Below are 25,688 nucleotides of genomic sequence, written 5' to 3'. Positions count from 1 at the left end.
AACAAGGAACACCCATGAACGCAGCACAGAACAACGGCCCGGCCGCGCGCGCGCCGTCCTATTACAGCGCCACCCTCAACGACCCTACACACTACCCGCAGCTCAAGGGCACCGTGCAGGTCGACGTGGCGATCATCGGCGGTGGCTTCACCGGTGTGGCCACGGCGGTGGAGCTGGCCGAGCGCGGGCTCAAGGTGGCGGTGGTCGAAACCCACCGCATCGGTTGGGGCGCCAGCGGCCGAAATGGTGGCCAGGTCACCGGAAGCCTCTCCGGTGACGAGGCCATGCGCACCCAGATGCGCAACCGCCTGGGCAACGACGTGGACGATTTCATCTGGCAGCTGCGCTGGCGCGGCCACCAGATCATCGAGCAGCGGGTTGAACGCTACGGCATCGACTGCGACCTCAAGCACGGCCACCTGCACGCGGCGATGAAGCCTTCGCACATGAAAGAACTGCGCGGCTTCCAGGAGGAGGCAGAGCGCCGTGGCATGGGCGACCAGGTCCAGCTGCTCGACCGCAGTGCCGTCGCCCAGCACCTGCAAAGCCCGTTGTACCTGGGCGCGTTGAAGAACCAGCGCAACCTGCACCTGCACCCCCTGAACCTGTGCCTGGGCGAAGCACGGGCCGCTCACTCCCTGGGCGCCCTGATCTTCGAGAACTCGCAGGTGCTGGACATCGTCCATGGCCCGCGCCCAGCCGTGGTCACCGCCCAGGGCCGGATCGAGGCGCGCCAGGTGATGCTGGCCGGCGATGTCTACCACACGCTCGAAAAGCGCCAGCTCAAGGGCAAGATCTTCCCGGCCATGGGCGGCATCGTCACCACGGCGCCTCTGGGCGAGCTGGCAGAGCAGATCAACCCCCAGGACCTGGCGGTATACGACTGCCGCTTCGTGCTCGACTACTACCGCCTCACTGCCGACAAACGCCTGCTGTTCGGCGGCGGCGCCAACTATTCGGGCAAGGACTCACGGGATATCGAAGGTGAACTGCGGCCCTGCATCGAGCGTACCTTCCCGGCGCTCAAGGGTGTGCCGATCGAGTTCAAGTGGAGCTGCGCGATGGGCATCGTGGTCAACCGCATTCCACAACTGGGCAAGCTTTCGGACAACGTCTGGTACTGCCAGGGGTATTCGGGGCATGGTATCGCCACCAGCCACATCATGGGCGAGATCATGGCCGAGGCGTTGACTGGGACGCTGGAGAAGTTCGATACCTTTGCGGCGTGCAAACACATCAAGGTGCCGATGGGGGACGTGCTGGGGAATCCGCTGTTGGCAGCGGGGATGTGGTACTACCAGATGCTGGAAAAACTGCGCTGACAGTACGGCCTCACCGCCGCTGAGCCCGCTCCCCAGGCAACGCACAGTCCCTGAAAACTGCGCATGACCTGTGGGAGCCGCCCCGCCGCCGATGACGCCGGCAAGGTCGATCAGGCGATTTTCTTCAGCCCCTGCTTCTTCAACTCTTCATCACGCAATTCGCGACGCAGGATCTTGCCCACGTTGGTCGTCGGCAGGGCATCGCGGAACTCGATGAAACGCGGCACCTTGTAGCCAGTGACGTTGGCACGCATGTGCTCCATCACCTGCTCTTTGGTCAGGGTCATGCCCGGTTTGACCACGATGAACACCTTGATCAGCTCACCCGACTTCTCGTCCGGCACGCCGATCGCCGCGCACTGAAGCACCCCCGGCAACGCGGCGAGCACGTCTTCCAGCTCGTTGGGGTACACGTTGAAACCCGAGACCAGGATCATGTCCTTCTTGCGGTCAACGATGCGCATGTAACCGTCCGGTTGGATCAGGGCGATGTCACCTGTCTTCAGCCAGCCTTCACTGTCGAGAATCTCGGTGGTGGCCTCTTCACGCTGCCAGTAGCCCTTCATCACCTGTGGCCCCTTGACGCACAGCTCACCCACTTCGCCCAAGGGAAGTTCGTTGCCATTGTCGTCGATGATCTTGCACAGGGTCGAAGGCATGGGAATGCCAATGGTCCCGACCTGGTTCGCCTCGGCAGGGTTGACCGCCGCCACCGGGCTGGTTTCGGTCATGCCGTAGCCTTCGCAGATGGCGCAACCGGTGACGGCCTTCCAGCGCTCGGCCACGCTCAATTGCAGGGCCATACCACCCGAGAGCGTGATTTTCAGCGCAGAGAAGTCCAGCGCACGGAACGCTTCGTTGTTGCACAGGGCAACGAACAGGGTGTTGAGGCCGACGAAGCCGCTGAACTTCCACTTGCTCAGCTCCTTGACCATCGCAGGCAAGTCACGCGGGTTGCTGATCAGCACGTTGTGGCTGCCGATCAGCATCATCGCCATGCAATGGAAGGTGAACGCGTAGATGTGGTACAGCGGCAGCGGCGTGATGAGGATCTCGCAGCCTTCCTGCAGGTTCGAGCCCATCAGCGCCCGGCACTGCAGCATGTTGGCCACCAGGTTGCGGTGGGTGAGCATCGCGCCTTTGGCCACACCGGTGGTGCCGCCGGTGTATTGCAGCACGGCAACATCATTGGCGTGGGGGTTGGCCTCGGTCACCGGCTGCCCCTTGCCCAGCGCCAGGGTATCGTTGAAGCGTATGGCGGTGGGCAGGTTGTAGGCCGGTACCATTTTCTTCACGTACTTGATCACGCTGTTGATCAGCAGGCGCTTGAGCGGCGGCAACAAGTCGGCCACTTCGGTGACGATGATGTGTTTGACCTGGGTCTTGGGCACGACTTTTTCGGCCAGGTGCGCCATGTTCGCCAGGCATACCAGCGCCTTGGCCCCAGAGTCGTTGAACTGGTGCTCCATTTCCCGTGTGGTGTACAACGGGTTGGTGTTGACCACGATCAAGCCGGCGCGCAGGGCACCGAATACAGCAACCGGGTATTGCAGGACATTGGGCAGTTGCACGGCAATGCGATCACCCGGCTTGAGGTCGGTATGCTGCTGCAGCCAGGCGGCAAACGCCCCCGACAGGGCATACAACTCGCCGTAGGTGATGGTCTTGCCCAGGTTGCTAAAGGCCGGTTTGTCGGAAAAACGTTGGCAGGATTGCTTAAGTACAGCCTGGATATTGGGGAATTCGTCAGGATTGATTTCCGCCGTAATCCCGGCTGGGTATTTATCCTTCCAAAAATGTTCGATCATGGAAGCCCACTCCTTCAGCAACAGCGAAGTTCGATTCACGCGTCGATGCGTTTATTATTGATATGAGATGCCGGCTCATTGCAAACCGAATCATCTGAAAGCGGGCCGAGAGTAACAGCTTTGCCAGGGGTCGCCTAGAGGCCAAAACGGGCCTTGCGGTCACAAAAATGACTCAATGAACAATACAAGTCATTTTTAGAGTATTTAGCTTAAAGCGCCAAATTCCACGCCGAAAACCGCAAGCCAGAGCGCCGCGCGACGCTCTGACCATCGGCTTTTGGGCTCACGCCATTTCGCGCAACTCACGCCGCAGAATCTTGCCCACCGGCGTCATCGGCAGCGATTCGCGCAGCACGATGTGCTTGGGCACCTTGTAGCCGGTGAGATTGGCCTTGCAGTAGGCCTTGAGCTCATCGACGCTGAGCCCCGCGTCCCGCGCCACCACGAACAGTTTCACGGCCTCGCCGGAGCGCTCGTCCGGTACGCCGATGGCGGCACAGTTGGCGACCTGTGGGTGGCCCATGATCACGTCTTCGATTTCATTGGGATACACGTTGAAACCCGAGACGATGATCATGTCCTTCTTGCGATCGACGATTCGGGTAAAGCCATCAGGGTCGATTACCGCTATATCACCCGTTTTCAGCCAGCCATCGGCATCCAGCGTCTGGGCAGTGGCATCGGGTTGCTGCCAGTAGCCTTTCATCACCTGCGGGCCCTTGATGCACAGCTCGCCCCGCTCGCCCAGTGGCAATTCGTTACCCTCGTCGTCGATCACCTTGAACGCCGTACCCACCACCGGAATGCCCACCGTGCCCAGGCGCGCAAGCTGGCCATAGGGGTTGGTGCTGGCTACCGGGGAAGTCTCGGTCAGGCCGTAACCCTCGACGATGCGGCAGCCCGTAAGGCTTTCCCAGCGCTCGGCGGTGGCCTTGACCAGTGCCGTTCCACCCGAGTTGGTGACCTTGAGGGCCGAGAAGTCCAGTTGCCGGAAGCCTGGGTGGTCCATCAGCGCGACAAACAGCGTATTGAGCCCCAGCAACGCAGAGAACCGCCACTTGCCCAGCTCCTTGATGAAACCGGCAATGTCCCGCGGGTTGGTGATCAGCACGTTATGGTTGCCCGTGACCATCATGCACATGCAGTTCGCGGTGAAGGCATAGATGTGATACAGCGGCAGCGGTGCAATCATCACCTCCTGGCCTTCCTTGATCAGCTTCTGCCCGTCCGGGCCATGCTGGGAGAAGCAGGCCAGCACCTGCAGCATGTTGGCCACCAGGTTGCCATGGGTGAGCATCGCCCCCTTGGCCAACCCGGTGGTGCCGCCGGTGTACTGCAGCACGGCGATATCGTCGAGGGTCAGCGACACCGGCTTGTGCGTCAGGCTGCGGCCCTCGCGCAATACCTGCTTGAACGACAGCGCCTGCGGCAGATGGTAGGCCGGGACCATCTTCTTCACCTTGTCGACCACGGTGTTCACCAACCAGCCCTTGGCGGTGGGCAACAGGTCGCCCATCTTCGCCTCGATCAGGTACTCGAGGCTGGTATCGGGCAGCACGTCTTGAACACGCTTGCCGAACATGTTCAGGTACACCAGGGCGCGGGCCCCCGAGTCCTTGAACTGATGGCGCATCTCGCGCTCGGTATACAGCGGGTTGGTATTGACCACGATCAGCCCGGCGCGCAAGGCACCGAACACCGCGATGGGATACTGTAGCACGTTGGGCATCTGCACCGCGATGCGGTCACCCGGCACCAGGTCGGTATGCTGCTGCAGCCAGGCGGCGAAGGCCGCGGAATAGCGCTCAAGCTCGGCGTAGCTGAGGGTCACGCCCAGGTTGCTGAATGCCGGGCGGTCGGCAAAGCGCTTGCAGGAGCGCTCGAAAACCTCGACCACCGAGGTATACGCCTGTATGTCGAGGGTGGAAGGTACGCCCGCCGGGCGTTTGTCATTCCAGAAGTCGGCTTGCATTTATTATTGTTCCTCTGCCTGGACCCGCTGTGAGCCTGTCATCCCTTGTCCCCTTTGCCGAGTGGCAAAAAGGTGTTGAACCGACGTTAGCAGGTAAGCCCCAGGTGGCCTATACGCCAGGTGCCGCCATTAACATTGTGAATCTTATTTGTGCCCTTCCTGCAATCCGGCCGGTTGCGCATACACTGTGCTCGTACCCTGCGCAAAGGACTCCCCATGCCCCATGACGCCTTCTGGCTGCCCGCCAGTGAGCATTGCAGCCTGTACGTACACCAATGGCTGCCGGCCACGCCGGTCAAGGCGGTGGTGCTGCTGGCGCATGGCATGGCCGAGCATGCCGGGCGCTATCAGCGCCTAGGCCACGCCTTGAGCAATGTTGGCTATGCGCTGCTGGCTGCCGACCTGCGCGGCCATGGACGTACTGCGCAGCTGGGCAGCCTCGGCCTGTTCGCCCGGCATCATGGCTGGAATGCTGTGGTCAACGACCTGGGCCTGCTCGCCCAGCACATCGGCCAGCAGTTCCCCTGCACGCCGCTGTTCCTGTTCGGCCACAGCATGGGCAGCTACATCGCCCAGGCCTATCTGATGCACCACAGTGGCAGCGTTCACGGGGCGATTCTCAGCGGTTCCAACTTCCAGCCGCCGGCGCTGTATCGCGCGGCGCGCCTGATCGCTCGCCTGGAGGCCTGGCGCCAGGGCCCGCTGGGCAAGAGCGCGTTGATCGACTGGCTGTCGTTCGGCGCGTTCAATAAAGCCTTCAAGCCCACCCGCACCGCGTTTGACTGGTTGAGCCGCGACCCGGAGGAAGTGGACAAGTACCTCAACGACCCGCTGTGCGGCTTTCGCTGTAGCAACCAGCTGTGGCTCGACCTGCTGCAGGGCCTGGTGCAGATCAGCCTGCCAGGCAACCTCGCGCAGATTGATCCGAACCTGCCAATGCTGGTGATTGGCGGCGAATGTGATCCGGTGAGTGCCGGCAAGCGTCTCACTCATCTGGCCGACGCCCTGCGCGCGACCGGCAACCGACATGTACAGTTGCGCGTCTACCCTCAGGCGCGACACGAAGTGCTCAACGAACTCAATCGGGACGAGGTCACCGCCGATATCCTCGCATGGCTGGAGCAGGCGCTGGCCCTTGGCCGCCCTGCCCGCAGTGAATGATAGCGGCCTCGCCCGTCCATCAAGGAAGCGCCAATGACCCAGGTCACCAATACGCCCTACGAAGCTCTAGAAGTCGGCCAGAAGGCCAGTTACGAAAAGTCTGTGGAAGAACGCGACATCCAGCTGTTCGCCGCGATGTCCGGTGACCACAACCCGGTGCACCTGGATGCCGAGTTCGCGGCCAAGAGCATGTTCCGCGAGCGCATTGCCCATGGCATGTTCAGCGGTGCGCTGATCAGCGCCGCCGTGGCTTGCACCCTGCCAGGCCCCGGCACCATCTACCTGGGCCAGAAGATGAGCTTCCAGAAGCCGGTGAAGATCGGCGACACCCTGACCGTGCGCCTGGAAATCCTTGAAAAACTGCCCAAGTTCAAGGTGCGCATCGCCACCAACGTTTACAACCAGCACGATGAGCTGGTGGTCGAAGGTGAAGCCGAGATCCTGGCACCGCGCAAGCAGCAGACCGTTGAGCTGGTATCGCCGCCGAATTTCGTGGCGAGCTGATGGACTCGGTACCTGCCCTGTGGTTGGCACGTCGCCGGCAGGGCCGGTACTGACTCTTCATCCCAACGCCTGCAACTGCCGTTCGATATGCCGGCGCTCAGGTTCCTGCCGGGTCAACTCCAGCGCCTGTCGCCAGGCCTCGCGGGCTTCATCGATGTTGCCTAGTTGCTGATGCAATTGCGCCCGAGTCGCATGCGCCAGGTGATAGTCGCGCAACTCACCGGCCGCCAGAAGCGCTTCGACCTCCACCAACCCCGCCTGGGGCCCGTCGCGCTTGGCCAACGCCACGGCCCGGTTCAACACCACCACTGCGCTCGGCCAATGCCGCTGCAACACGTCGTACAAGCCAACGATCTGCGCCCAGTCGGTTTCCTCTGCCGTGGCGGCCTCGGCGTGCACCGCAGCAATCGCCGCCTGCACGGTATAGGCACCAAAGCCTCGGCTGCGTAATGCCCGCCGCACCAGCTCACAACCCTCGGTAATCTGCTCGCGATCCCACAAACTGCGATCCTGCTGCTCAAGCAGTACCAGATCACCGTCAGCATCGCTGCGGGCGCGCTGCCTCGAGGCCTGCAGCAACATCAATGCGAGCAGCCCGACTGCCTCCGGGTCCGGCAACAGTTGCACCAGCAAACGACCAAGACGAATCGCCTCGTCGCTCAGCGCTTGCTGCAACAGCACCTCGCCGGACGACGCCGAGTAGCCCTCGTTGAACACCAGGTAGATGACCCGCAACACACTCGCCAGGCGCACAGGCAACTCATGCAGCTCCGGCACCTGGTAGGGGATGCGGGCGTCGCGGATCTTGGCCTTGGCCCGCACGATACGCTGGGCGATGGTCGCCGGGCTTTGCAGGAAGGCCCGGGCAATCTGCTCGGTGGTCAGGTCGCAGACCTCACGCAAGGTGAGCGGCACCTGGGCATCGGCCGCCAGGGCCGGGTGGCAGCAGGTGAAGATCAAGCGCAGGCGGTCGTCAGCGAGCAGTTCGTCCTCACTGGGGTCCTGCCCCTGGCCCTCGAGGAGCATGATCAAGTCCGCCTGCGAGCGGTCGAAACGCGCCCGTCGACGCACTGCATCGATGGCCTTGAAGCGACCGGTGGAGACCAGCCACGCCCGGGGGTTGTGCGGCACACCATCACGCTGCCAACGCTCGACGGCAATGAAGAACGCATCGTGCATGGCCTCCTCGGCCAGGTCGAAATCCCCCAGCAAGCGAATCAGCGTCGCCAGGATGCGCCGTGAGTCTCGTCGGTAGACGGCCTCGACCTGTGCCCGCACCTGCGCCAGGTCCGCCATCAGTCCGGCATCCGCTGGGTCACGACCTCCACCAGGCGGTCCAGGCTTTCTCCCCAGCCCTGGTGAAAGCCCATTTCTTCATGGGCCCGGCTGTCCGTCGCGTTCCAGTGCCAGGCACGGGCGGTGTAGCGGGTCTTGCCGTGTTCTTCGTCAAAGGTCACCACGGCGGTCATGAAGGCCTTGGCCGAGGGGACCCAACCTGGCCCAAAGGCATCGGTGAACACCAGTCGGCGCGGTGCGGCGATCTCCAGGAATACGCCTTGGGTGGGGTACTCGGTGCCATCCGGCGCACGCATCAAGGTCCGGAACAGCCCGCCAACCCACAACTGCATCTCGCATTGCGGGGTGGTCATGCCGTGCGGCCCCCACCATTGCATCAGCCACTGCGGCTCGGTCCAGGCACGGAACACTTTGGTGGGCGGGGCGTCGATCAACCGGCTGATGGACAACTCGTGCTGCGCTTGCGCAGGTTGGGCAAGGCTCATGCTTATTGTTCTCCGTTGCTGTCAGGGTTGCAGTTCGCGCACGGGCCTTACTTCAACGCTGCCGACACGTGCGGCGGGGATGCCTTTGGCGATGGTGAGTGCCTCGTTGAGGTCGCGGGCGTCAACCAGATAAAAGCCCGCAAGCTGCTCTTTGGTTTCGGCGAACGGGCCGTCTGTCAGGCTCATATGGCCGCTACGCATACGCACCGTGGTGGCCGTTTGCACAGGTTTCAGCGCCTCGGCCGCGAGCATGCGCCCGGTGCCGTGCAGCGCCTGGGCGTAAGCCATGCATTCGGCGTCTGCCGGGCTGTCGGGCAGGCTGTGCAGCAGCCCTTCGTCACAATAGACCAGGCACAGGTATTTCATGATCATCTCCACGGCTTTGCAAAGTGCGTTTGGCAATAGCCGATCAGGGCTTGAGATCGAACAGTGCTTTCTGGGTTTCCATGTCGAAGGGTGCCGACCAGTGTTCATGAAACACCCGCCATTGCCCGCCTTCTTTGCGGTAGGCAACAGTGGCACGCATGAAGCCGCATTGGCTTTCGTCCTCCGACGGGCCGCAGCGGTTAAGCCAGTGGGCCACGCCCAGGCCGCCATCGGCCTGCACCGTGAGCTCGGCGAGTTCGAAGATCATCGGGCCGGTGCAAAAGCCCATGCACATCTCCCAATGCGCCTGGTAGACGGCCTTGCCCTTGAATTGCAGTGCCTTGATGGCGTCGAAGGCCACGATGTCATCGGTATAGGGGGCGACGATGCCTTGGATGTCACGGTCGCGCACGGCCTGCATCCAGCGCTCGATCAATTGGCGGATTTCGCTTTCGGCATGGGTGTTCATCGGCTGCTCCTCCGGTCGTTCAAGAGAGTTCAGGCACCGCGTTAGCGGTGCCTTCATCTCATGGTCGAACGGTGGCCGAGAAAATCGACAGGCCATGCCAGCGTCGCCAATACCATTGCCCATCGCCTGAAGGCACGGCAGGGCTGACCAGACTGAACTCACGATAGCCGGGAGGCGTTCGATCAGGTACCACCTGCCCAAAATGCTTCAGCCGTTTACCGCCGTCAGCACTTGGGCGTAGCGGGCTCGATCGATATTGGCGCCGCTCAGCACCACCGCCACTCGCTTGCCTGTCTGTTGTTCCCGCTCTTGCCATAGCGCCGCCAGTGCAGCGGCACCGGCGCCCTCGGCAGTGTTGTGCGTGGCTTCGTGATAAAGCCGCATGGCGGCGGCGACTTCAGCATCGTCCACGCGCACGATCCGCGCAGCGTTTTCACGGACCAGGGCGAAGGCATCAGGGTGCGGCACCCGGCACGCCATGCCGTCGGCAAAGGTGTTCGCCGTAGCGGTGGTGACGATGCGGCCTTGCTCGAAACTTTGCGCGTAGGCATCGGCAGCACTGGAAACGACACCCACGATCTCAGTCTTCAACCCCAGCAGGTTGCGCGCCTGGATCAGCCCGCAAATACCCGACCCCATGCCGATCGGCACGTACACACAATCCAGATCCGCCACCGCCTCGAACAGCTCCAAGGCGTAAGTGGCCACGCCCCGTACCAGTTCAGGGTGGAACGAAGGCACCATGTCATAGCCCAGTTGCGCGGCCAGCCGTGCCGCTTCCTCGCGAGCCACGTCGAAATCGGCGCCGTGCTCGACCAGCTCCGCCCCCAGGGCACGCATGGCGGCGTTTTTCTCTGTGGCGTTGCCCTCAGGCACCACGATCACCAGCGGCAGACCGGCCTGGCGCGCTGCCAGTGCCATGCTCTGACCATGATTGCCACGGGTGGCAGTGACCAACCCACGCGGTGGCGCGCCCTCGTCCAATAGCGAGCGCACATAGACCAACCCACCGCGAACCTTGAACGCACCGGTGGGTGCATGGTTCTCGTGCTTTACCCACACCTGACACCCCAACCGCTCAGCCAGCAAGGGCCAGGCATACTGAGGCGTGGCAGGTACATGCTGGTGAACGAACGCTGCAGCTTCACGCAAGGCGGCCAGGTCGAACATGAGGATCATCCTTTTCGGTACGAGGTTGATCCGATCCTAAGCGCCGGGCATTGTATGGGTACAACCTTATATTGCATGGGCAGCAATTTCGTGTGGATCCCCGAGCTCGTCGACGATGGCCAGCCACGTTACCTGGCGTTGGTCAATGCCATTGCCAGTGCCATCGAATGTGGGGTGCTCAAGGTCGGTGACCGCTTGCCCCCGCAACGGCGCCTGGCCTGGAAACTGGGGCTGAACCCCAGTACCACCCAGCAGGCCTACCGCGAGGCTGCCGCTCGCCACTTGGTTGCCGGCGAAGTGGGCCGCGGCACCTACGTGCTGGCTGGCAGCAAGGAAGCCACGCTGTTTCGCCTCAAGCAATACGATGGGCCAGACCTGCTGATCGACCTTTCCACCAATGTGCCCGTGGCCGACCCGCACAATCACGACCTGCGCGATAGCCTGTGCAGGCTGCTGGAGGGCAACGCGAACGGCCTGCTCGACCATTACCTGGGCCCCGAGCAGTTGCTGCAGGGCCGAATCCAGGGCGCGCGCTGGCTTGCCCACCGTGGCGTGAACCTGGCGGCAGACGAACTGCTGCTGTGCGGGGGCGCCCAGCAGGCACTGACGCTGGTGCTGCAGTCGCTCTGCCAGGGCGGCGAGCCTGTGATGCTCGAGGCCCTCTGCGCCCCTGGTATCAAGGCGGCCTGCCGGCAATTGCGCCTGCCGGTGCACGGCGTGGCCCTGGATGCCCACGGCCTGCGACCTGACGACCTGGACCGGGTGGCCCGTGCCAGCGGAGCACGCGTGCTGGTGACCACGGCGACCTTGCACAACCCCACAGGCGCCTGCATGGACGAAACCCGGCGCAGGGCACTCGCAACGGTGGTCAAGCGCCTGGGGTTGCGGGTGATCGAGGACGACGTCTATGGCGCGCTCACCGACTGCCCGCCGCTCTACCCACTGCTGGGCGATCAAGGCATTTTCATCAGCAGCCTGTCCAAGACCGTGGCCGCCGGGCTGCGCCTGGGCTGGATCGCCGCCGCGCCAACACTGCTGGCGCAGATAGATCCCCATGCCCAGGCCAGCCACTGGCCGCTGTCGCCGCTGAACCTGCGCATTGCCTGCCAATGGATCGAAGACGGCACGGCGGCACGGCGGTTGGCCTGGCAACGCCAGGAAATTGCCTGGCGCTGGCGCTTGGCGTGTGGTGTGTTGGGGGATGCGTTGCACACCGGCGGTCAGCCATCACCCCATGTGTGGGTGGCCGCTGCAAAAGGTGCGGACGCAGTGGTGGCCCGGTGTCGGCAGGAGGGTGTGGAAGTTGTGCCGGCAGGTGTATTCGCCATTGGCGCGAACGAAGTGCAGGCCGTGCGTATCAGCCTGTCGGCGGCAGCTAGCCGGGCAGCGCTCAAGCGGGGGCTGGAAGTGGTGCGCCAGGTGTTGTGTGACGAGTGATCCCACAGGCCCGCTGCTCTGTCAGGCAAGGCAGAGGCCCGTGGAGGTAGGCTTTAGCACAGCGCACAGCAGGCGGTGTACCCTCAACCCTGCTGGCAACCCTCGCCCATGGCCCGATACTGAATGGTATGCACCTGGCCCTGATGGTCTTCATAGGTCATGGTCGCAGGCACGACTTCACACACATTAGGGATAGTCGACAGGTTGATCACCCGTTTGATATCCAAGTTCATGGAGTAGTCGTACTGCTGGGCCACAGGCTCGGTGGAGGCGGGCTTGGCCTCATCCGCCAGGGCAAGCGAGGACATACCGACCAGTGCAAGAATCAGTAATGGTTTCATGATGTTTGACCTTCAAAGCAATCAAGCTGATCGACTGACTTCATATGCCGTCATTGGCGCGGAGAAGTTGTCATCGACTGCGAAGATGACACGAAGTACCGATCCCGCTTCGTCTACTGCCTGGGGGATGAGTGAAATTCTACTCCCCGATTGCCATAGTTGAACCCCGAACTCGGACATTCACCCTTGCAGGCTTTGCAACAATCTGCGACAAAACGAAGCGGCAAAAACACCTGAATGTATCGCGTTAGAGCTGCCGCGCCAGGAAACCACATGAACACCCTGCACTGCTTACCCCTGGCCGGCCCGCAACGGCGCCTGCTCGACCATTTTTACCGGCAGCACGGCTCACGCATGCGCGCGGCCAGCGACGGCCGTTTATGGGTGGCGCGGGCTGACGGCATCGTTGCCGGCCTGAGCTTGACGGCAGTGGCCAACGGCCACTGGCTAACCGGCCTATTCGTTGCCCCGCCCCTACGCAACCAACGCGTGGCAGCGCGGCTGGTCGAGGCAGCGCTTGCCGACACGTGCGGGCCCGTCTGGCTGTTTTGCCACCCGGACCTGACAACGTTCTACCAACGCCTGCATTTCACCGAGGCTGACGCGCTGCCCGACGCGCTGGCGGCACGCCTGGCGCGCTACCAGCGCAGCAAACGCCTGGTCGCTCTGGTACGTGATCAGTCGTCGCTGGCATCCAGACCTGGGAACAACACCTCGGTATAACCGAACTTGGCGAAGTCCTGGATACGCGACGGATACAGGCGGCCGATCAAGTGATCGCACTCGTGCTGTACCACCCGTGCATGAAAGCCATCGGCGAAGCGGTTGATCGGGTTGCCCTGCGGGTCGATCCCTTCGTAGCTGATGTGCTTGTAGCGCGGCACCACACCGCGCAGCCCGGGCACTGAAAGGCAGCCTTCCCAGCCCTCCTCGACCTCGGTGGACAACGGTGTGATCACCGGGTTGATCAGGATGGTCTGGGGTACCGGTTCGGCGTCCGGGTAGCGCTCGCTGCGTTCGAACCCGAAGATCACCAGTTGCAGGTCGATACCCACCTGCGGCGCGGCCAACCCCACACCGCCGACATGGTGCATGGTGTCGAACATGTCAGCGATCAACTGCTGCAGCTCAGCGCTGCCGATCAGGTGCTCGGGCACGGGCGGGGCGATGCGCAGCAAGCGCTCGTCGCCCATCTTCAGGATGTCACGGATCATCGCGGGTTCGACTCGGTGGGTTGGGGCTCGCTCGGGTGCTCATGGCCCAGCACGGTCAGGGGTGGCTTGGCTTCGGCACCCTCGAAATCCTTCTCGCCCGGGTCCTTGCCCTCGGCCGACATGTGCTCGATCACTGCATTCATTTCCGCGCCCAGCAACAACACGGCGGCGGAAATATAAAAATACAGTAACAGCACGATGATCGCACCGATACTGCCGTACATGGCGTTGTAGTCGGCGAACGTCTTCACGTAGTACGCAAAACCAAGGGAGGCAATGATCCACACCACCACCGCCAGCACGGAACCGGGGGTGATGAAGCGAAACTTCTGCTTCACATCGGGCATCACGTAGTACATCAGTGCAACCGCCACCATCATCAGGATGATGATCGCTGGCCATCGCAGGATGGTCCAGACGGTGACAATCACCTCCTGCATGCCGATCTGGGCGGCAATCCACTCCATCACCTGCGGGCCCAGCACCATCAGCGCCGCCGCCACCAGCAACATGCCAGCGATACCGATGGTGTAGAAGATCGACAGCGGAATGCGCTTCCATACCGGGCGGCCTTCGGGCACGTCGTAGGCCGCGTTCATGGCGCTCATCATCAGGCGCACGCCGGCCGAGGCGGTCCACAGCGCGATGACGATACCCACCGACAACAACCCGCCCTTGGACTGCTGCAACTGGTCGATCACCGGGTTTACCTGCTCCAAGGCCTGGGGTGGCAGCACCAGCTCGGACTGCAGGCGCAGCCAGGTGAAAAAGTCGGGCAGGTGCAAGAAGCCGATCAGGGCAATGAGGAACAGCAGGAAGGGGAACAGCGAAAACAGCATCTGGTAGGCCAATGCAGACGCGTAGGTGGACATCTCGTCATCGATGAATTCCTTGACGGTGCGCACCAGTATGCGGTGTAGGGGCAGGCCACCCAGGTCGGGAAAAATCATAGCGTCTCCTTTCGCCGCTTGATCAGTACATCAGGGAAGTCTAATAGACCACGCGACTGGTGTGCTGCTCCCTGCCAGACTTTAAAGTCGATGTAGCGGCATTTTCGCGGTAGGCGCACCCTTGATCGGCGCGCCTACCGCGAAGAGGCCAGTACAGTTCACACAGACATCAAGGCTTTTTCACCGAATCCTTGACGTCGCCTTTGACCTGCTGTGCCTCGCCCTTGAGTTCCTGGCCCTTGCCTTCGGCACGCAGCTTGTCGTTGCCGGTCACTTTGCCGACGCCCTGTTTGACGTTACCAATCGCTTCGTTAGCCAAGCCTTTTGCTTTGTCTTTAGTGCCGCTCATGGCAAAACTCCTGCAAATGGAGACACGTGTACCGTGTCGACATGGGGTGGACTGGCCACCTTCGCCGAGAGTTTCAATAAATTTGCACGTTCAAGCCGAACGGTAAATCTGCGGGCGAATACCGCACCGAATCATCCGCCAGACGCTGTGTTAGAGCGGCTGCCTCCCCTAGAATCGCCGGCAAACGGCAACCCGACGCAGGTTGCCAGCTTATAAAAACAATCGTTCCCGGAAACCCGCACCATGCGCCTGATACCCCTGCTGGCAGCGTTGCTGCCGATGCTTGCCCTGCCCACCTTCGCCGCTGCATCGGCCACTGAAACCTTGCGGGTCGACCGCTACGCCGACGACGGTCAGCCCGGGACCTTGCGCTGGGCAATCGACACCAGCAACCAAGACCCAGGCCGCTACCGCATCGAAATTGTCGCCGTCGGCCAACCGCCCTATGTCATCCGCCCGACCCACGCCCTGCCAGCCATCAAAGGCCCGGTGCGTATCACCGGCCTACCCTGGGCACGCGATGGCCAGTACATCGCAATCGATGGCGCTGGCTACATCAAGGACCAGGGCGTGCGCACCTGCCCCGGCGCCCTGCCCGGCCAGTTCGGCACCAATGTGCGCACCACCACCCACCCTGGCCTGGTGCTGCGCGACACACAGGGCGTACACCTCAGTGGCCTGGAAGTGCGCAATTTCTGCATCGGCATCCTGGTCAACCGCGCCAGCGGCAATGTCATTGAAGACAACCGCATCGTCGCCAACAAGGGCGGGGCCGGCATCATGCTCACCGGCGATGACGGGGCCGGCAACCCCACGGCGACCACCACACTCAACAACAAGGTGCTGCGCAACCAGCTGATCGACAATGGTGATGGCCTGGAGCTCACCCGTGGCGCCGCGTTCAACCTGGTGGCCGATAACCTGTTCCGCTCGACCGCGGCCAACCCTGAGCCCTCCCAAGGCATCGAGATCCTGCTGGGCAACGACAACACGGTGGTACGCAACCGCTTCGAGCAGTATTCGGATGGCGTGCAGATCAACTGGGGCAAACGTAATTACCTGGGAGCCAATTCCTTCACTGGCAACTCGATCGGCATCAGCGTGACGGGGGAAGGCAACATGCTCGATGGCAACCTGATCCACGGCAACCGCATCGGCGTAGCCCTGCGTCCGGAGCCAGACATCACCGCCACGCGGCTGACGGGCAATCGAATCTGGGGAAACAGCCAGGATATCCGTCGCTGCGAGGCCGGTGGCGCGTGCGTGGCCAATCAGCGCACCGGGGCCATCATCTTTGGCGTGCCGGCCCAGGCCCACGCCCTGTATGTCGGCTCCCGCGGTGTAGGCGCGGATGTGCCGAAAAAGGACCAGGCGATCATCTGCGATGGCCAGGGCGAGCCCAAGCCGTGCCAGCCACTGCCCAACCACAATCAGCCGGCACCTCGGCTGCTGGCGCTGGAAGGCAATGTACTGCGTGGCAAGGTGCAGGGGCCGGTATCGAGTCTGTTGCGGGTCGAGGTGTTTGGCAATGCCGAGGCTGACGGCACCGAGGCCGAGCACTATCTGGGGCACGTCCTGGTGAACAGCGATAATCAAGGGCAGGCGCGGTTTGCCCAACCTTTGCAGGGTGCTGAAGGGTTACGCAGCTTTACCGCGACGGTGACCACCGCCGATGGGGCAACATCCGAGTTGAGCCTGCCGGTTCGCCGCTGAGGCAAGCGGCCCAATCGCCGGCCAGCAGCAGTGGCTCACAGCGGTGCACAGGATTCAGAGTCGGTGCTGTCCCTGTGCGAACCCGGCTGCCAGCGATTGGGGCCAGCAAACCTTGCCCCGCTAACCGCCACCCCTCACAATGCAGGCCTTTCTAGCGTCAACCCGCAGGAACCTGCATGAAACTCGACAAACCCGCCGCCATTGCCCGGCGTAACGAAGCGCTGGCCAAGCCGGTTCTTACCAGCGCCAATACCCTGTTCGCCATCCTGGACCGCAAACGCAACCTGTGGTGGTTCGAGGTGCCGGTAGGGCTGCTGCGCAAGGGCCAGCCCGACTGGGTCAACCTGCTGCTGCACACCCCCGACACCGACGCATTGCAGCACCTGAAAGTGCCCACCAACTTCCTCAAGGCCCACCTGGAGCATTTGGAAGTGCGCAACGCCGGCAAGCGTCGCTCGACCATCAGCCTGGCCCTGAGCGCCGACCGCGATTCGCTGCTGCGCGACACCCGCCCGGGTGGCGAGCAACTCGACTTCCAGCCTTTCGTACAGGCCTGACTTCAGGCCCGCTCGATGCGATCGTCATGGATGACGATCCGGCCCTGCTTGAACAGCGCGCCAATGGCCTTCTTGAAGTTGCCCTTGCTGACATTGAACATGCGGCTGATCACTTCAGGGTCACTCTTGTCGCACACCGGCAACACACCGCCCTCTGCCTCCAGGCGCGCCATGATCTGCTCATGCAGCCCCTCGGCCAGGGCCTGGCCAACCGGTTGCAGGCTCAGCGCAATCTTGCCGTCCGGGCGTATTTCCTTGATGTAACCCTTCTCGTGCATCCCCGAACGCAGGAACTTGAACACCTCGTTCTTGTGGATCAGGCCCCAGTGGCGGTTGTTGATGATCGCCTTGAAGCCCAGGGGCGTCTGCCCGGCCACCAGCAGCTCCACCGGCTGACCGACCTGATACTCGACCGGTGTGCGGTCAAGGTAACGGTCCAGACGCGAAGTGGCGGTGATGCGGCGCGTACGCTTGTCGAGGTAGACGTGCACCACGCAGTAGTCGCCGATCTTCAGTGGCCGTGCCTCTTCCGAATAAGGCATCAGCAGGTCCTTGGGCAGGCCCCAGTCGAGGAAGATGCCTGCACCGTTGATGTCCTTGACCTTGAGGCTGGCGAACTCGCCAACCTGCACCTTGGGCTTTTCGGTGGTGGCAATCAGTTGGTCTTCGCTGTCCAGGTAGATGAACACGTTCAGCCAGTCGTCGACCTCGGTTTCGGCGTCCTTCGGGATATAGCGCCCGGGCAGCAGGATCTCGCCATCGGCGCCGCCATCCAGGTACAGGCCGAATTCCACGTGTTTCACGATTTGCAAACTGTTGTAACGCCCAAGCAGAGCCATTTCCGATGTTCCTCAAGACAAGGCGGCTATTCTACACCTGAACCCAGCGCGCTGCCCGACCGCTGATTCGGCGGAACCGTCGTGGTGCCCTTGCGTCTACCGAGTGGCCTGCCATTGCAAGGATCAGCACATGCTCTTACGCCTGTCGAAAAGCCTGCTCACCGCACTTGCGTTCGCCCTGGCACTGGCAGCCTGCAGCCGGATAGACCTGGCCTACCGCAACCTTGACCGGCTGGTGCCCTGGTCGCTGAACGACTACCTGGCCATGAACCGCGAGCAGAAAGCGCTGCTCGACGACCGGCTCAAACAGCAGCTGGCCTGGCATTGCAAAACCCAACTGCCCGGCTACCTCGACTGGCTCGACCGCGTGCGCAGCATGGTCGCCGACGACCAAGTGACCGACCAGGCGCTGCAACAACGCACGCTTGAAGCCCGACAGGCCATCGGCCGCGTCGCCGAGGCCATCACTCCCTCCGCCACCGAACTGTTGCGTGGCATGAACGATGCCCAGGTCGCGCAAATGCGCGATGCCTTCCGTGACGACATCAGCGAGCGCCAGAAGCAGTACGTCGACACGCCATTGCCCAAACAGATCGCTCGCCGTGCCGAACGCATGGAAAAGCGCCTTGCCCCCTGGTTCGGCGAACTCAACGCCAGCCAACGCTTGCGCGTGCAAACCTGGTCGCAGGCGCTGGGTGACCAGAACCGCCAATGGATCGCCAACCGTGCGCACTGGCAGCAACAGCTACTGCTGGCCATGAACCAGCGCGCTGATGCCAGCTTCGAGCCGCGCCTGGCGCAACTGCTGCAACACAAGGAAAGCCTGTGGACGCCGGAGTACCGCATGGCCTTTCATAACAGCGAGCAGCAGACCCGCAGCCTGCTGGTCGATCTGCTGCAGCAAAGCACCCCGGCGCAGCGCCAGTTCCTGCAAGGCCGGCTGGCCAAGGTGCGGACAGACTTCAGTGAGCTCAAGTGCTTAAAAGGATAGACCCGGGCGTCAGGGCCCCCGATAGGGCCGGCCTGACAACCCTTGATCAGCGCACCTTGCGCCGGTACGGAAACACATCGATCACCTTCCCTTCGCGGATCGATGCCTGCAGCCCTTTCCAGTAATCCGCGTCGTACAGCTCGCCGTGCAAGCGGCTGAACAACCTGCGCTGACCGATATCGGCGAACAGAAATGGCGGAAACTCCTCGGGAAACACATCGTGCGGCCCGATCGAGTACCACGGCTCGCCCGACATCTCGTCCTCCGGATAGCGCGGCGGCGGGATATGGCGGAAATTCACCTCGGTCAGGTAGCTGATCTCGTCATAGTCGTAGAACACCACGCGGCCATGGCGGGTCACGCCGAAATTCTTCAGCAGCATATCCCCCGGGAAAATATTGGCGGCCGCCAGTTGCTTGATCGCCAGCCCATAGTCCTCCAGCGCCTCGAGCACCTGGCCTTCGCTGGCCTGCTCCAGGTAGAGGTTCAGCGGGGTCATGCGCCGCTCGGTCCAGCAGTGGCGAATCAGCACCGTATCGCCCTCCACCGCCACGGTCGAGGGCGCGACTTCAAGCAGTTCGGCCAGGCATTCGGGCTCGAACTTGGCCCGCGGAAAGCGAAAATCGGCAAACTCCTGGGTGTCGGCCATGCGCCCCACACGGTCGACGCTCTTCACCAGCCGGTACTTCTCGACCACCGTGGCGCGGTCGACGGTCTTGGCGGGCGAGAAGCGGTCCTTGATAATCTTGAACACGGTGTTGAAGCCCGGCAGGGTGAACACGCTCATCACCATCCCGCGCACCCCCGGGGCCATGACGAAGCGGTCGTCGCTACTGGCCAGGTGGTTGATCAATGCCCGATAGAACTCCGACTTGCCGTGCTTGTAGAAGCCGATCGAGGTGTACAGCTCGGCAATGTGCTTGCCCGGCAGGATACGCTTGAGAAAATTGACGAACTGCCCCGGTACCGGCACATCCACCATGAAATACGAACGGGTGAACGAGAAGATGATCGACACCTCGGCCTCGTCGGTGATCAGGGCATCGGCCTCGATACCATGGCCCTCGCGGTGCAGCAACGGGATCACCAGCGGCCACTGCTCATCGCTGTTGTACAGCCGGCCCACCAGGTAGGCGCCTTTGTTGCGGTACAGCACCGGCACGAACAGCTCCACCGCCAGGGCCGGGTCCTTGCAGACCCAGTCCGGCAGGCACTCCCTGAGCTGGTCCTCAAGGCGTGCGACATCACCCTCAAGATCACCATAGGCGAAGGCGTAGTCGGCGAAGAGGGCTCGCAGCAGCCCCTTGAGACTGCCATCGGGGCGGTAGGTACGGGTTTGCGCAGCCCGTTCATGGCTGCGCAGCGACGGCCGCGTGGTGTGGATGAACATGCAGCCATCGCTGATCTGGTCATGGCTGAACAAGCTGCAGAACAGCGAGTTGTACCAGGTCTCGGCCAGCTCATCGTCCAGGCGCGGGTCGATCAGGCGTATGTAGGCACTTTTAACCAAAGGCCACTGCTCGACCTCCAGCAGCAGTTGGGGCTCGAACCCGTCACGCAGCCAGCCGTTGACCTCGCCGACCTTCTGCTCGTACAAGTTGATCCGCGTCGCTGCCGCCCGTTGGATATCTTGCCAGCGGGCCTGCTCGAAACGCTCGCGCGCACCGAGGGTGATGCGGCGAAAGTGTTCCCGGTAGTCGTCAAAGCCATCGAGGATCATCTGGGCGATTTCGCCGGCCGGCCAGTGTTGGGTCATGCAGGACACCTCGCTGCGGGGTGAGATAGACAGCTTAGCTGGCGCAGGAAACTTGAGAGGCCGGCACACATTCACACAGCAAGAAAGCACAAGAAACGCACCACGCCCTCGCGTACACTCCCGCCCTGCCTTGTAACTGGAGACTGCTGTGAGCCCCATCGCCCTGACCCGTCTGCTGATCCTTGCCGCCGTCTGGGGAGCGAGTTTCCTGTTCATGCGCATCATCGCCCCGGAGCTGGGGACCGTGCCCACCGCCTTCTTCCGCGTCTCCATCGCCTGCCTGGGGCTGATCGCCATCCTCGCCGCCGCCCGGGTGCGCTGGAACTTCCAGGGCAAGCTTGGCGCCTGCCTGGTGCTGGGCATGATCAACTCGGGTATCCCGGCCACCTTCTATTCAGTGGCGGCGCAGGTATTGCCGGCCGGCTATTCGGCGATCTTCAACGCCACCACACCGCTGATGGGCGTGCTGATTGGCGCGTTGTTCTTTCGCGAGGCGATGACCCTGCCCAAGCTGTGCGGCATCTTTCTTGGCCTGTTCGGCGTCGGCATCCTCAGCGGCGCCGGCCCCGTGGCGCTGGACACGGCCCTGCTGCAAGGCGCCCTTGCCTGCCTGGCGGCCACCACCTGCTATGGCTTTGCCGGGTTCCTCGCGCGGCGCTGGATCACAGGCCTGGACAGCCGCCTTTCGGCGCTGGGTAGCATGCTCGGCGCCACGCTGATGATGTCCCCCCTGTTCGCCTGGAGCGCGCTGACTCAACCACCGGCCAGCTGGGGCGGCTGGCAGGTATGGATGTCATTGCTCGGGCTGGGGCTGGTGTGCACGGCGTTCGCCTACATTCTGTACTTCCGCCTGCTGGCCGAAATCGGCCCAGTGAAGGCCAGTACCGTGACCTTTCTGATCCCGGTGTTCGGCGTGCTGTGGGGGGCATGGCTGCTGGACGAATCGCTGTCCATGGGCCACCTGTATGGCGGGTTGCTGATCGGTGTAGCGCTGTGGCTGGTGCTCAAGCCTTCACGCGCCTGATAAAGGGCGGGGCTGCTTGCCCCCCAGGTTATTGCAGACATGACGGGCAAAGCGCTCTACGATAGCCCCCTACCCTTCTTCAAGCCTTGTTGACATGCCCTGCGACTACAAAATCGTGCTCTGGCGCCTGGAGCAGGATGCCCAGGGCTATCCACCCGCCTCGGTAGAGGGCCTCTGGGCAAAACGCACTGCTACCGGCTTCCAGGTCGCTAGCATCCCCTTCTATGCCTACGGCATCGCGCCCGGCGACACCATCAGTATTCGAGAGGACGGCGAACAGACCTGGTTCGAGGCCTTGCAGCACAATGGCGGTGCTTCGGTCTTTCGCGTACGGGTCAAGGCCCTGGGCGATCTGGAACAGGTGCGCGCGGCGCTGGAGGAGTTTGGCTGCCCCAGCGAAGTTGAAAAGGCGGTAAGGATGCTGGCCGTCGAAGTGCCGCCCACGCGTGCCCTCGACACCCTGCTCTACTACCTGCTGACGCAACGCGAAGCCGGCGCCCTGGACTTCGAGGAAGGCGTACTGCGCCACGCCATCCCCGAAGAGTTTCGTTAAGGCCTACGCCTCTGCCAGACGCGCTGCAGGCTTGCGGAACACGAACAGCAAACCGATCACGATCAACCCCATGCCCAACAGGCTCAGCGGTGCCAGCCGGTTACCAAAGATCAGATAATCCATCACCGCAGTCACCGCAGGCACCAGGTAGAACAGGCTGGTGACATTGACCAGGTTGCCCTGGGCTATCAGCCGGTACAGCAGCAAGGTCGCCAGCAGCGAAACCACCAGCCCCATCCACAGCAGCGCACCGATGAACGTGCCGTTCCATTCAACGTGCAGCGGCTGCAGCGGCGCGAACACCGCACACAGGGCGAACCCCGCCAGGTACTGCAACGGCAGCGTGCCCATGGGGTTGTCGGTGATGCGCTTCTGCAGGATCGAGCCGAAGGTCATGCTGGCCAGGGCCAGCAGGGCAAACAGCATGCCGGCCAGTGACGCGCCTGCGAGGTTGATGCCTTGGTAAACCACCATCACCAGTCCACCAAGGCCCAACCCCAGCCCGAACAGCCGGCGCCCGGAGCGCTGACGCTCCATCAGCACCACGGTGAGGATCGGTTGCACCCCCATCACTGTGGCCATAATCCCCGGGGTGACATGGGTGTTGAGCGCCAGTAAGTAGAAGATCTGGTACGCGCCCAGCAGGACACAGCCAGTACCCAGGGCCCGCAGCATTGCCCCGCGCGTACGTGGCCAGCGCAGCCCAAGCAGCGGGCCGATCAGTAACAGGCCAACCAGCGCCAGCGCCGAGCGCAGGAGCAGGAAGGCGAAGGGGCTGGCCTGGGCCAGGCCGAGCTTGGAAACGATAGCGCCGCTGCTCCACAGCAGGACGAACAAGCCAGTAGTGGCCGCCGAGGCCACGGATGCTTTGGAAAGGACAGACATGTATGCACCTGTATTCGGGCAAATAAGCCGAACGGTGGGCGTGAACTTCAGTAAGGGAAGTAGCCGACCGTGTTCAGTAGGTTGCGCGTGTGACGGGATGCGGCCAGAAGCCGATCAGCCCAGCACGACCACGCAGCGAGGCGGAGCTACGCCGCCTACGACGCCACTGACAGGTGGTGGGTAATGACTGATCATGACCGGCTGCTGGCTGCCACGCACGACCGTGCTCGCGACGGGCGCGAAGACAGGGCTAGTGGTGGAAGGGATAGCAGGCATGAACAGGGTCTTCGAAGAAGGAATGTGTCGGAATATAACGTTGAATCAGGGCTTGGGCAACTGCTGCCTTTTCGACCGCCCGACCTGGCCCCTTCGCGCGGAAACCCGCGATGGAGCCAGGCCAGGCGAGCATCACCCTCAGAATAACCAGCGGTACAGCAGGTACGCCACCACCACCGCCAACACTGGCCGCAGGATGCGGTAGGCCTTGGGGTTGGCACGTTTGAACTGCTTCACGTGGGTGCTGATCTTGTTGCTGAAACGCTTGCTCCACGCATAGGCCTGGTTGATCCCGCCCACGCGCTCGTCATCGGTATTCTGCGGCGCAGTGGCACGGCCTAGGAAGGCGCTGACCTTGCGGTTGATGCGGGTCATCAGCGGGCTGCTCAGGGGGCGCTCGATATCGCAGAACAGGATCACGCGGGTGACGTCTGTCTCGTTCTTGACCCAGTGCACGTAGGTTTCGTCGAACATCACGTCCTCACCGTCACGCCAGGCGTACTCCTCGCCGTCGACGTAGATGCGGCAGGCATCGGAGTTGGGGGTCGACAGGCCCAGGTGATAGCGCAGGGAACCGGCGAATGGATCGCGATGCGGGTTCAGGTGGCTGCCACCGGGTAGCAGGGCGAACATCGCGCCCTTCACATTGGGGATGCTGCTGACCAGCTCGACGGTTTTCGGGCAGAGGGTTTCGGCCGACGGCAGCGGTTTGTCGTACCACTTCAGGTAGAAGCGCTTCCAGCCTTTCTTGAAGAACGAGCCGAAACCGGCGTCGTTGTCTTTCTCGGCCGCGCGGATATAACCCTCGTCGAACAGGCGCATGGCCTCTTCGCGGATGACCTGCCAGTTGTCCTTGAGTACATCCAGCTCCGGGAAGCGCTGGCGGTCCAGGTATGGCTTGGACGGCACGCCCGAGAACAGGTACATCAGGCTGTTATAAGGAGCGAACAGCGCCGAATGGTTGACGAACTGGCGCAAAACCGGCAGGCGCGCCTTGCCGCGCAGGTGCACGAAAAGCACGCTGCCGAAAAACACCAGCAGGACACCTGCCTTGGCGACGAAGGAAAAGGTCATGCAACACTCCTTGGAGAAGCAGCAGGCCTGCGCCGTCTGCTTCCGGAAAAAATCATCCGGCCATCATAAACCCTTCCTGCCCCAGTAAAAACAACCAGGGCGGGATCGGGGTGATGAAGATTCTGCAATAAACCCAGCCGCCGACTATTGCGCCGGATCAGCGGCCGGGGCGATTACTGCTGGTTTTCCTGCTCGCTGAACAGGTCGCTGAACAGCATGCTGGACAAGTAGCGCTCGCCCGAATCAGGCAGGATTACGACAATGGTCTTACCTTGCATTTCGGGTTTCTCGGCCAGGCGCACCGCCGCGGCCATCGCCGCGCCGCAGGAAATACCGCAGAGGATGCCCTCCTCCTGCATCAGGCGAATGGCCATGGCCTTGGATTCTTCATCGGTCACCGTCTCGACCTGGTCGACGATCGACAGGTCCAGGTTCTTCGGCACAAAGCCCGCGCCGATCCCCTGGATCTTGTGGGGGCTGGGCTTGAGCTCTTCGCCAGCCAAGGTCTGCGTGATCAACGGCGAGGACACAGGTTCCACCGCCACCGAAAGGATCGACTTGCCCTCGGTGTGCTTGATGTAGCGCGACACGCCGGTAATGGTGCCGCCTGTGCCGACACCGGCCACCAGCACGTCGACTGCGCCGTCGGTGTCGTTCCAGATTTCCGGGCCGGTGGTCTTTTCGTGGATGGCCGGGTTGGCCGGGTTGTCGAACTGGCCCGGCAGGAAGTACTGCGCAGGGTCCGACGCCACGATCTCGTTGGCCTTCTCGATGGCCCCCTTCATGCCCTTGGCCGGTTCGGTCAGTACCAGCTCGGCACCCAGGGCCTTGAGCACCTTGCGCCGCTCCAGGCTCATCGATGCCGGCATGGTCAGGATCAGTTTGTAGCCACGGGCGGCGGCGACAAACGCCAGGCCGATACCGGTGTTGCCCGAAGTCGGCTCGACGATGGTCATGCCTGGTTTGAGCTTGCCGCTGCTTTCGGCGTCCCAGACCATGTTCGCGCCGATCCGGCACTTGACCGAGTAACCTGGGTTGCGCCCCTCGATCTTGGCCAGGATAGTCACCCCACGCGGGGCGATGCGGTTGATCTGCACCAGCGGCGTGTTGCCGATGGAATGGGCGTTGTCTGCGTAGATACGGCTCATGGCAGGGGTCCTTGGCAAGTAAAGGCAG

The 25,688-nt window shown here is 62.6% G+C and carries 26 protein-coding genes; 10 read left to right on the top strand and 16 right to left on the bottom strand.

Annotated elements, in window-relative coordinates:
• Window positions 1–14: 14 nt before the first annotated feature.
• On the top strand, window positions 15–1,322 hold the full coding sequence (locus L6D80_RS00560; RefSeq protein WP_176513348.1) for an NAD(P)/FAD-dependent oxidoreductase: 1,308 nt from the start codon (window positions 15–17) through the stop codon (window positions 1,320–1,322).
• A gap of 110 nt (window positions 1,323–1,432) precedes the next feature.
• Here the strand turns inward: L6D80_RS00560 and fadD1 are convergent, their stop codons facing one another.
• Window positions 1,433–3,130, bottom strand: coding sequence for a long-chain-fatty-acid--CoA ligase FadD1 (gene fadD1, locus L6D80_RS00555; RefSeq protein WP_054901970.1), 1,698 nt, complete (start codon window positions 3,128–3,130; stop codon window positions 1,433–1,435).
• 283 nt (window positions 3,131–3,413) lie between these two features.
• The gene (gene fadD2, locus L6D80_RS00550; protein WP_054901971.1) at window positions 3,414–5,102 is read right to left on the bottom strand and encodes a long-chain-fatty-acid--CoA ligase FadD2; all 1,689 of its coding nucleotides are present in this window, start codon (window positions 5,100–5,102) and stop codon (window positions 3,414–3,416) included.
• 216 nt (window positions 5,103–5,318) lie between these two features.
• Between fadD2 and L6D80_RS00545 the strand changes: the two genes are divergently transcribed.
• Both L6D80_RS00545 and L6D80_RS00540 read left to right on the top strand, forming a co-directional pair.
• Window positions 5,319–6,263, top strand: a complete 945-nt coding sequence (locus L6D80_RS00545; protein WP_054901972.1) for an alpha/beta hydrolase — start codon at window positions 5,319–5,321, stop codon at window positions 6,261–6,263.
• 33 nt (window positions 6,264–6,296) lie between these two features.
• On the top strand, window positions 6,297–6,767 hold the full coding sequence (locus tag L6D80_RS00540; RefSeq protein ID WP_054901973.1) for a MaoC family dehydratase: 471 nt from the start codon (window positions 6,297–6,299) through the stop codon (window positions 6,765–6,767).
• Window positions 6,768–6,824: 57 nt separating this feature from the next.
• On the opposite strand, the gene L6D80_RS00535 is transcribed toward L6D80_RS00540, so the two are convergent.
• From L6D80_RS00535 to L6D80_RS00515, 5 genes are all read right to left on the bottom strand, one after another.
• Entirely contained in the window at window positions 6,825–8,063 is a 1,239-nt protein-coding gene (locus L6D80_RS00535) for an RNA polymerase sigma factor (protein WP_176513346.1), read from the bottom strand.
• Entirely contained in the window at window positions 8,063–8,548 is a 486-nt protein-coding gene (locus L6D80_RS00530) for an SRPBCC family protein (RefSeq protein ID WP_054901975.1), read from the bottom strand. The genes L6D80_RS00535 and L6D80_RS00530 overlap by 1 nt, the downstream gene beginning before the upstream one ends.
• A gap of 21 nt (window positions 8,549–8,569) precedes the next feature.
• Window positions 8,570–8,914 carry a YciI family protein gene (locus L6D80_RS00525; protein WP_054901976.1) on the bottom strand — a complete coding sequence of 115 codons (345 nt, stop codon included), beginning with the start codon at window positions 8,912–8,914 and terminating at the stop codon, window positions 8,570–8,572.
• A gap of 43 nt (window positions 8,915–8,957) precedes the next feature.
• Window positions 8,958–9,383 (bottom strand): YybH family protein, encoded by a 426-nt coding sequence (locus L6D80_RS00520; protein WP_054901977.1) that lies wholly within the window; start codon window positions 9,381–9,383, stop codon window positions 8,958–8,960.
• Between the two features lie 207 nt (window positions 9,384–9,590).
• Window positions 9,591–10,553: a threonine dehydratase gene (locus tag L6D80_RS00515; protein ID WP_176513344.1), complete on the bottom strand. Its 963-nt coding sequence runs from the start codon at window positions 10,551–10,553 to the stop codon at window positions 9,591–9,593.
• Window positions 10,554–10,643: 90 nt separating this feature from the next.
• Between L6D80_RS00515 and L6D80_RS00510 the strand changes: the two genes are divergently transcribed.
• Window positions 10,644–11,990, top strand: a complete 1,347-nt coding sequence (locus L6D80_RS00510; RefSeq protein ID WP_476748334.1) for an aminotransferase-like domain-containing protein — start codon at window positions 10,644–10,646, stop codon at window positions 11,988–11,990.
• 83 nt (window positions 11,991–12,073) lie between these two features.
• On the opposite strand, the gene L6D80_RS00505 is transcribed toward L6D80_RS00510, so the two are convergent.
• Window positions 12,074–12,331 (bottom strand): DUF2790 domain-containing protein, encoded by a 258-nt coding sequence (locus tag L6D80_RS00505; protein ID WP_176513342.1) that lies wholly within the window; start codon window positions 12,329–12,331, stop codon window positions 12,074–12,076.
• Window positions 12,332–12,685: 354 nt separating this feature from the next.
• Here L6D80_RS00505 and L6D80_RS00500 point away from each other — a divergent pair, with 354 nt between their 5' ends.
• Window positions 12,686–13,054 carry a GNAT family N-acetyltransferase gene (locus tag L6D80_RS00500; RefSeq protein ID WP_054902052.1) on the top strand — a complete coding sequence of 123 codons (369 nt, stop codon included), beginning with the start codon at window positions 12,686–12,688 and terminating at the stop codon, window positions 13,052–13,054.
• On the opposite strand, the gene def is transcribed toward L6D80_RS00500, so the two are convergent.
• The 3 genes from def to L6D80_RS00485 form a co-directional block, all read right to left on the bottom strand.
• Window positions 13,009–13,545 carry a peptide deformylase gene (def, locus tag L6D80_RS00495; protein ID WP_054901980.1) on the bottom strand — a complete coding sequence of 179 codons (537 nt, stop codon included), beginning with the start codon at window positions 13,543–13,545 and terminating at the stop codon, window positions 13,009–13,011. The genes L6D80_RS00500 and def overlap by 46 nt on opposite strands.
• Complete coding sequence (locus L6D80_RS00490) at window positions 13,542–14,495, bottom strand: YihY/virulence factor BrkB family protein (protein WP_176513339.1); 954 nt, start codon at window positions 14,493–14,495, stop codon at window positions 13,542–13,544. The genes def and L6D80_RS00490 overlap by 4 nt, the downstream gene beginning before the upstream one ends.
• Before the next feature lie 169 nt (window positions 14,496–14,664).
• Window positions 14,665–14,844, bottom strand: a complete 180-nt coding sequence (locus tag L6D80_RS00485) for a CsbD family protein (protein ID WP_176513337.1) — start codon at window positions 14,842–14,844, stop codon at window positions 14,665–14,667.
• Window positions 14,845–15,087: 243 nt separating this feature from the next.
• On the opposite strand from L6D80_RS00485, the gene L6D80_RS00480 reads away from it, so the two are divergent.
• Both L6D80_RS00480 and L6D80_RS00475 read left to right on the top strand, forming a co-directional pair.
• Window positions 15,088–16,557 (top strand): right-handed parallel beta-helix repeat-containing protein, encoded by a 1,470-nt coding sequence (locus L6D80_RS00480; protein WP_176513335.1) that lies wholly within the window; start codon window positions 15,088–15,090, stop codon window positions 16,555–16,557.
• A 176-nt stretch (window positions 16,558–16,733) separates the two neighbouring features.
• A complete protein-coding gene (locus tag L6D80_RS00475; RefSeq protein ID WP_054901984.1) occupies window positions 16,734–17,114 on the top strand; it encodes a hypothetical protein in 381 nt (126 codons plus the stop codon).
• Between the two features lie 2 nt (window positions 17,115–17,116).
• Here L6D80_RS00475 and L6D80_RS00470 read toward each other — a convergent pair whose 3' ends face one another.
• Entirely contained in the window at window positions 17,117–17,953 is an 837-nt protein-coding gene (locus tag L6D80_RS00470) for a CvfB family protein (protein ID WP_054901985.1), read from the bottom strand.
• Between the two features lie 130 nt (window positions 17,954–18,083).
• On the opposite strand from L6D80_RS00470, the gene L6D80_RS00465 reads away from it, so the two are divergent.
• On the top strand, window positions 18,084–18,944 hold the full coding sequence (locus L6D80_RS00465; protein ID WP_054901986.1) for a DUF6279 family lipoprotein: 861 nt from the start codon (window positions 18,084–18,086) through the stop codon (window positions 18,942–18,944).
• Window positions 18,945–18,990: 46 nt separating this feature from the next.
• Here L6D80_RS00465 and aceK read toward each other — a convergent pair whose 3' ends face one another.
• On the bottom strand, window positions 18,991–20,700 hold the full coding sequence (aceK, locus tag L6D80_RS00460) for a bifunctional isocitrate dehydrogenase kinase/phosphatase (protein ID WP_176513333.1): 1,710 nt from the start codon (window positions 20,698–20,700) through the stop codon (window positions 18,991–18,993).
• Window positions 20,701–20,848: 148 nt separating this feature from the next.
• Here aceK and L6D80_RS00455 point away from each other — a divergent pair, with 148 nt between their 5' ends.
• Both L6D80_RS00455 and L6D80_RS00450 read left to right on the top strand, forming a co-directional pair.
• Window positions 20,849–21,724, top strand: coding sequence for a DMT family transporter (locus tag L6D80_RS00455; RefSeq protein WP_054901988.1), 876 nt, complete (start codon window positions 20,849–20,851; stop codon window positions 21,722–21,724).
• A 94-nt stretch (window positions 21,725–21,818) separates the two neighbouring features.
• A complete protein-coding gene (locus L6D80_RS00450; RefSeq protein ID WP_054901989.1) occupies window positions 21,819–22,277 on the top strand; it encodes a DUF4265 domain-containing protein in 459 nt (152 codons plus the stop codon).
• A gap of 3 nt (window positions 22,278–22,280) precedes the next feature.
• On the opposite strand, the gene L6D80_RS00445 is transcribed toward L6D80_RS00450, so the two are convergent.
• The 3 genes from L6D80_RS00445 to cysK form a co-directional block, all read right to left on the bottom strand.
• Window positions 22,281–23,162, bottom strand: a complete 882-nt coding sequence (locus tag L6D80_RS00445) for a DMT family transporter (protein ID WP_054901990.1) — start codon at window positions 23,160–23,162, stop codon at window positions 22,281–22,283.
• Window positions 23,163–23,576: 414 nt separating this feature from the next.
• Window positions 23,577–24,512: an aspartyl/asparaginyl beta-hydroxylase domain-containing protein gene (locus tag L6D80_RS00440; RefSeq protein WP_054901992.1), complete on the bottom strand. Its 936-nt coding sequence runs from the start codon at window positions 24,510–24,512 to the stop codon at window positions 23,577–23,579.
• A 173-nt stretch (window positions 24,513–24,685) separates the two neighbouring features.
• Complete coding sequence (gene cysK / locus L6D80_RS00435) at window positions 24,686–25,660, bottom strand: cysteine synthase A (RefSeq protein ID WP_054901993.1); 975 nt, start codon at window positions 25,658–25,660, stop codon at window positions 24,686–24,688.
• Window positions 25,661–25,688: the final 28 nt, after the last annotated feature.

Origin of the sequence: Pseudomonas ceruminis (assembly GCF_021602025.1) — a bacterium.
Taxonomy (GTDB): domain Bacteria; phylum Pseudomonadota; class Gammaproteobacteria; order Pseudomonadales; family Pseudomonadaceae; genus Aquipseudomonas; species Aquipseudomonas ceruminis.
This window is presented reverse-complemented; position numbering and strand designations above follow the sequence as displayed.

Bases quoted from the DNA above. Each gene is read 5' to 3' on its own strand.
- L6D80_RS00480 (WP_176513335.1), top strand. From the start codon at position 15,088: ATGCGCCTGATACCCCTGCTGGCAGCGTTGCTGCCGATGCTTGCCCTG.
- L6D80_RS00490 (WP_176513339.1), bottom strand. From the start codon at position 14,495: ATGATTTTTCCCGACCTGGGTGGCCTGCCCCTACACCGCATACTGGTG.
- L6D80_RS00505 (WP_176513342.1), bottom strand. From the start codon at position 12,331: ATGAAACCATTACTGATTCTTGCACTGGTCGGTATGTCCTCGCTTGCC.
- L6D80_RS00440 (WP_054901992.1), bottom strand. From the start codon at position 24,512: ATGACCTTTTCCTTCGTCGCCAAGGCAGGTGTCCTGCTGGTGTTTTTC.
- L6D80_RS00445 (WP_054901990.1), bottom strand. From the start codon at position 23,162: ATGTCTGTCCTTTCCAAAGCATCCGTGGCCTCGGCGGCCACTACTGGC.
- L6D80_RS00535 (WP_176513346.1), bottom strand. From the start codon at position 8,063: ATGGCGGACCTGGCGCAGGTGCGGGCACAGGTCGAGGCCGTCTACCGA.
- L6D80_RS00500 (WP_054902052.1), top strand. From the start codon at position 12,686: ATGCGCGCGGCCAGCGACGGCCGTTTATGGGTGGCGCGGGCTGACGGC.
- cysK (WP_054901993.1), bottom strand. From the start codon at position 25,660: ATGAGCCGTATCTACGCAGACAACGCCCATTCCATCGGCAACACGCCG.
- L6D80_RS00515 (WP_176513344.1), bottom strand. From the start codon at position 10,553: ATGTTCGACCTGGCCGCCTTGCGTGAAGCTGCAGCGTTCGTTCACCAG.
- L6D80_RS00450 (WP_054901989.1), top strand. From the start codon at position 21,819: ATGCCCTGCGACTACAAAATCGTGCTCTGGCGCCTGGAGCAGGATGCC.
- L6D80_RS00540 (WP_054901973.1), top strand. From the start codon at position 6,297: ATGACCCAGGTCACCAATACGCCCTACGAAGCTCTAGAAGTCGGCCAG.
- L6D80_RS00545 (WP_054901972.1), top strand. From the start codon at position 5,319: ATGCCCCATGACGCCTTCTGGCTGCCCGCCAGTGAGCATTGCAGCCTG.
- fadD2 (WP_054901971.1), bottom strand. From the start codon at position 5,102: ATGCAAGCCGACTTCTGGAATGACAAACGCCCGGCGGGCGTACCTTCC.
- L6D80_RS00470 (WP_054901985.1), bottom strand. From the start codon at position 17,953: ATGGCTCTGCTTGGGCGTTACAACAGTTTGCAAATCGTGAAACACGTG.
- aceK (WP_176513333.1), bottom strand. From the start codon at position 20,700: ATGACCCAACACTGGCCGGCCGGCGAAATCGCCCAGATGATCCTCGAT.
- L6D80_RS00465 (WP_054901986.1), top strand. From the start codon at position 18,084: ATGCTCTTACGCCTGTCGAAAAGCCTGCTCACCGCACTTGCGTTCGCC.
- L6D80_RS00560 (WP_176513348.1), top strand. From the start codon at position 15: ATGAACGCAGCACAGAACAACGGCCCGGCCGCGCGCGCGCCGTCCTAT.
- L6D80_RS00520 (WP_054901977.1), bottom strand. From the start codon at position 9,383: ATGAACACCCATGCCGAAAGCGAAATCCGCCAATTGATCGAGCGCTGG.
- L6D80_RS00485 (WP_176513337.1), bottom strand. From the start codon at position 14,844: ATGAGCGGCACTAAAGACAAAGCAAAAGGCTTGGCTAACGAAGCGATT.
- fadD1 (WP_054901970.1), bottom strand. From the start codon at position 3,130: ATGATCGAACATTTTTGGAAGGATAAATACCCAGCCGGGATTACGGCG.
- def (WP_054901980.1), bottom strand. From the start codon at position 13,545: ATGATCCGTGACATCCTGAAGATGGGCGACGAGCGCTTGCTGCGCATC.
- L6D80_RS00475 (WP_054901984.1), top strand. From the start codon at position 16,734: ATGAAACTCGACAAACCCGCCGCCATTGCCCGGCGTAACGAAGCGCTG.
- L6D80_RS00530 (WP_054901975.1), bottom strand. From the start codon at position 8,548: ATGAGCCTTGCCCAACCTGCGCAAGCGCAGCACGAGTTGTCCATCAGC.
- L6D80_RS00525 (WP_054901976.1), bottom strand. From the start codon at position 8,914: ATGAAATACCTGTGCCTGGTCTATTGTGACGAAGGGCTGCTGCACAGC.